Raw genomic sequence first — 5,071 nt, forward strand, 5'->3', positions numbered from 1 at the left:
TCAACGGTGGCACGGCGCTGACCAGCACGGCCTGGGCCAGCCGGGCGGTACCGTGCCGGCCGATGTAGCGGGCGACCTCGCCGCCCCCGGTGGAGAACCCGACCATCGTGACCTCGCGCAGGTCGAGTCATGGGATAGCCCCGAGGCTGACGACGCGGAACCGAGCCTGGACCCGCCCCTCCCAGCCAGGACGTCAGGGGGTGAGCTGCTGGTGCCCTATGACGGAGAGCAGTTCGAGCTTGCTGTGGCTCTCCGTGCCGGGGCGAGTGGTCAGCACCACCAGAGTCTGGGCGCGGTTCTCGGTGAACAGGACCTGGGCGTCGACATCGATGCGGCCGAGTTCGGGATGGAGGATGGTCTTGCAGTCGTCGTAGCGTTGGGCGACCTCCTGAAGTTCCCACATGCGGACGAACTCGGGGCTGTGTTCCTGGAGTTCGGCGAGGATCCGGGCGGCTCGGGGGGTGTCGCTGCCCGCTGTCAGCGCGGCCCGCAGGCGCGCTGCCTGGGCACGGCCGTGGCGTTCGTGGGTCTCCTCGGGAAACACCAGACGCTCGGCTGGGTCCATGAACCAGCGGTAGTAGCCGCTGCGGGCCAGACCGGTGTGGCGGGTCTGGTCGCCGAGCAGCGCGACGGCCAACGGGTTCATCGCGAGGGTGTCGACCAGGTCGGTCGTTACCAGGGCCGGGGAGTCGTCCAGGCGGTCCAGGACCCGCAGCAGCGTCGGGCTGACATGTTCGCAGCGGTTGAAGCGGGCCGGGGCGTTGTGTCCGATGAGGACGAAGAGGTGGTCGCGTTCGTCCAGGGTCAGCCGCAGCGCCCTGGCGAGAGCCGTGGTGATCTGGACCGAGGGCTGCGGAGCACGCTGCTGTTCCAACCGGGCGTAGTAGTCGGTGGACATGCCGGCGAGCTGCGCGACCTCCTCGCGGCGCAGCCCCTGCGTACGCCTGCGCGCCCCCTCGACCAGCCCGACGTCGCGAGGGCGCAACATCTCGCGCCGGTGGCGTAGGAATTCCGCCAGTTCCTTCTTGTCCATGCCCCCATCCTCGCCGCGTCCCGCCCGACTATCCAGGGACCGCCGATCCATGGATGAGCAGTCCTCTCCCACCCGCGCGAAGCCGCTCATACGGCCGACGGCGAGGGCGCTCGCAGCGAGACGACCCGATGGTCACTTGGCCTGCATGACCCGCTGGGAAATTCACCGACCGTGACGCCCAACGCTTTGGACCGCCCCGGCCTCGTCGCTCGGCCCGGCCGACACGACGCTGTTCGTCGTGTGACGGGCGCTTGCGTGCCCGTCGGCACTCAGGAGGACGGAGCCGGTCGCCTCCGGTCCGACGACCGGGGCGAAGCCGAAGACGCTTCCTTACCGTTCCGCGTCTTCGGTGAGGACCTCCCCGAGGCGGTCCAGCTCGCGTTCGTCCGTGATGTGCCCCCAGGGCCCGCCCGCGTGCTGTTTCGACGGTGTCTTCGTCGTCTTCGTCCGTGTTTCGCGTCGGTCATTCCAGGCCGGTCAGATGCCGCTGAGCATGGCGAGGACGTTGTCGTAGGAGCCGTTGGCCTCCGCGTCGCGGATGAACCTGGCGCGCTCGACGACAAGCTCCTTCGCGTCGGGCTTCTCGCGCAGCAGGTCGAGGGTCTCGGTGAGGAAGTCGTCCAACGGCATGGCGTGGTCGTCGTCCTGCTGGCCCAGCAGGGTCGTGCGCACGCCCGGCGGGACCACCTCGACCACCTGGACGCCGGCGTCAGCACCGGCGAGTTGGATGCGCAGGCTCTCGGAGAAGGAGTGCAGCGCGGCCTTGGTCGCGTTGTAGGTCGGGGTGACCGGGAACGGTACGAACGCCAGCGACGAGGTGACGTTCATGACGACCGCGTCGTCCTTGCCCACCAGCAGCGGCAGGAAGGCGTACGTCATCCGGATCGTGCCGAGCAGGTTGATCATGACGTGGTCCTCGGCGACCGGGAGTCCGGCCGGGTCGAGGAGGTTCTCCCGCAGCATGATGCCGGCGTTGTTGACCAGGACGTTCAGCTCCGGGTGGCTCGCTGCCACGGTCTCACGGGCCAGGGCAATCGAGTCGGGGTCCGCGACATCGAGGACGAGCGCGTCGATGCCCGGGTGCTCAGCCGTGATCTCGTCGAGGAGTTCCTTGCGCCGGCCGGCGACGACCACCTTGTTGCCGGCCTCGTGCAGGCGCAGGGCCAGGCCGAGCCCGATGCCCGAGGTGCCGCCGGTGATCAGGATCGTGTTGCCGGTCATCTTCATGGGGGTCTCGCTCCTTCGTTGCGGCGGGGCGGTGAGCGCCCGCGGCCTCGACCGTAGGGGCGCCCGCGCAGGGGCGGGAGAGGAAGGTTTATCCATGGATCGGCGGTCTCTGCCTGGTGGAGTGGTCCCACCCAACGGATCCGGTGTCGCTTCGGCGTCGCGGCGTCCGAGGGCAGCCCTGGAAGCGCCCACACTGGCTCCCCCTTCTGACACAGGGAACAGAACTGTCCAACCGCCCCGGGGCCCAAGGGGCCTTGACCCAAGGCCGCGTAGTTAATGCTTCAGCCGTAAATCGTGATCTTCATGTCTGATTCGCGGCTTGTCGCCGGTAATGGCTGGCTTGGGCTCGGGCCTGGTGGCGGCGTCGCCAGGCGGACCAGGCGAGCCGGTGGGCTGCCTCGCGCACGGGCCGGACGACCAAGGTGATGAACAGTCGCTGGATCTCGTTGCAGGTGAGCGGGATAAGTCCGTCAGGTGCGGGGCGCCGGGTCGGGTGAGAAGCAGCGGTAGCAGGCGAGTTCACCGGTGGTGCGGTTGCGGCGGATCAGCAGCCGGCGGCTGCCGGGGCGGGGTTCGGCCAGATCGATGACCGCCCGGTCGTAGAAGCGGTGCCCCTTGGCACCGGCCCCGGCCGACAGCTTCTGCCAGGCCCGCTTGGGCACCTTCGCGGCCAGGGCATCCGCACGGAACTTCCCCGCGCCGGTGGTGGCTTCATGTGAGCAGGCGACGGCGAGCACGTAGCCGACCTGGCGCTCTTCCCGCGCGGAGCACAGCTTTGGGTTGCCGCCGTAGACCTCGTCTGCCGCGGCCCAGCCGGCGCGGTGCCCGGCATCGAGAAATCGGCCGATCACGCGGGCGGGCGGCTCCGGCTTGGTCGCGAAGACGGTGTCCTCGTCCAGGCCCGCGGCTCGGCAGCGATCTGGGTCGCGCGTCCAGGAGTGCGGTATGTACAGCTCCCGGTCCACCGCCGCGTGCCCGCGCAGTCCCGCGTAGACGAGGTAGACAGCGACTTGCGCGTTTTCGATCCTCCCGGCGGTGCCGGTGTACTGGCGCTGGACGCCGACGGTGTGCGTGCCCTTCTTCACGTCCCCGGTCTCGTCGACCACCAGCACTGCACCCTCGTCGTGCAGATGCTCCAGGACGTACTCGCGCACGTCATCGCGCATGGCGTCGGCATCCCATCGGGCCCGGCCGAGCAGGTGCCGCATGCCGTCCGGGGTGGACTCTCCGGCCCACTCGGCGATGCTCCAACAGTTTTTGCGTGGCAGGTCCGACAGCAGCCCCGGCATCGGATCCCGTACCCGACGCCGGGGTTCAACCCGGGCGAACCGGCCGGCCATCCGGCTCATCAGGCCCTCGAACGCTTCCTGCCGGCGAGCAGGGTCCACGCTGTGACCTGCGGCCATCGCAAGATCGTCAGTCTTCACACACCGATGATCAGCGGTGGCCGCAGCCTTCCCGCAGCCGACCCACGAGCAAGATCAAGGTCTATGGCCGGAGATCGCGCTGGTACCAAGTGCCTGACTTGCCGCCGAGATCGGCCGGGGTGGCAGGGCCAACCGGGACGAACCCGGCCTTGGTCAAGACTTTCCGGGACGCGGCGTTGTCGTGGGAGGTGGCCGCCCGCAGTGTGAGCAGGCCGTGCATCGCTGTCGCCATCCGGCACAGCTCCCGGACGGTCGCGGTCGCCACGCCGCGGCCGGCGACCCGCTCCGCGACCCGGTAGCCGAGTCTGGCGGTGCCGTCCTCCAAGTCGTACAGGTTGAACCTGCCGAGTACCGAGCCGTCCTCGGCGACGAGCACGTAGAAGGCGCAGATGCCGGCCTCCTGCTCGGCCAGCGAGGCGTTGTACCGGTCGGTGAACTGGTCGAAGAAGTCGTCGCCGCGGTCGGAGATCGAGGCAGCGAAGTAGGTGCGGTTCGCCAGCTCGAAGGCCAGGACCGCCGGAGCGTGGCCGGCATGCAGCCGCTTCAGCTCGGGCATTGCCCGACTCTACCCAGATCGTGCGCTGAGGCCACCTGAGTTTCCGCCAGTGGCAGACAGCCCCAAGACCAGGGCACATAACGATCTAGGAGGGTCGGGAGCTGGCGCGGTGGCGTGTCCTGGCGGTAGGTCACGAAGCCATTGGTGCCCAACGGTTTCCCGCCGGGTTGTTCTTCTTCGTGTCCGTGGCCAGTCCGCTCCGTCTCCAGCTCCCGCCCGTCAAACCGTGCATGCGGTTCTCCCGCACACGGCTTACCGACGTTCTTCACCGGCGGCATTCAGCGTTTCCAGGCCCGGAAGGGCCTGGGCGGGACGACTATCCCATCGAGGCTGATCAGACCCATATGATTCGGAGACAACAGAACCCTGGTCATCCCCCATCCCCACGCCCGGCGGCGGTTGCCCCTCTTGGACAACCACAACGCGAGCCGGGTCAGGGCATAGTTCCTGATCTGGCCGAGCACCAAGGCCGAGTTCCCGTAACGGAAATACCCCGCCCAGCCGCGGAGGAACACGTTCAGTTCATCCACGATCTGCTCGACCGGCACCAGCAGCCGGGACCGGGCCGTAATAGACCGGATCCGATCCCGGGCACGCTGGACCGCCTTGTGTGCGGGCCAGCGAGCAAGGAAGATCAGATGCGCCGACCGGGGAGTCCGCCCGCGCACCAGCCGGTTGTGGAAGCCCAGGAAGTCCAGCCCCTGGGACTTGACCCTGGATGTTGGACACCAGACACACTTGGATCCTGACGATCCGGGTGGACAGGAGTCCCGTTCAGATGGTGATGAAGCACTACCCGCCGGAGTTCCGGGCCGAGGCGGTCGCGCT

The 5,071-nt window shown here is 68.5% G+C and carries 4 protein-coding genes and 2 pseudogenes; all 6 read right to left on the reverse strand.

Annotated elements, in window-relative coordinates; translation table 11 throughout:
- A pseudogene (locus tag FM051_RS49585) lies at positions 1 to 127 on the reverse strand (alpha/beta fold hydrolase); the annotation flags it as partial.
- Between the two features lie 66 nt (positions 128 to 193).
- The gene (locus tag FM051_RS49590) at positions 194 to 1,033 is read right to left on the reverse strand and encodes a helix-turn-helix transcriptional regulator (RefSeq protein WP_158854893.1); all 840 of its coding nucleotides are present in this window, start codon (positions 1,031 to 1,033) and stop codon (positions 194 to 196) included.
- 477 nt (positions 1,034 to 1,510) lie between these two features.
- On the reverse strand, positions 1,511 to 2,260 hold the full coding sequence (locus tag FM051_RS49595) for an SDR family oxidoreductase (protein ID WP_158854895.1): 750 nt from the start codon (positions 2,258 to 2,260) through the stop codon (positions 1,511 to 1,513).
- Positions 2,261 to 2,561: 301 nt separating this feature from the next.
- Positions 2,562 to 3,666, reverse strand: a pseudogene (locus FM051_RS49600) (IS701 family transposase).
- A gap of 82 nt (positions 3,667 to 3,748) precedes the next feature.
- The gene (locus tag FM051_RS49605; protein ID WP_158854897.1) at positions 3,749 to 4,243 is read right to left on the reverse strand and encodes a GNAT family N-acetyltransferase; all 495 of its coding nucleotides are present in this window, start codon (positions 4,241 to 4,243) and stop codon (positions 3,749 to 3,751) included.
- 278 nt (positions 4,244 to 4,521) lie between these two features.
- On the reverse strand, positions 4,522 to 4,911 hold the full coding sequence (locus FM051_RS54420) for a group II intron maturase-specific domain-containing protein (protein WP_202919526.1): 390 nt from the start codon (positions 4,909 to 4,911) through the stop codon (positions 4,522 to 4,524).
- Positions 4,912 to 5,071: the final 160 nt, after the last annotated feature.

This window comes from Saccharothrix deserti, from assembly GCF_009769385.1.
Classification (GTDB): Bacteria; Actinomycetota; Actinomycetes; order Mycobacteriales; family Pseudonocardiaceae; genus Actinosynnema; species Actinosynnema deserti.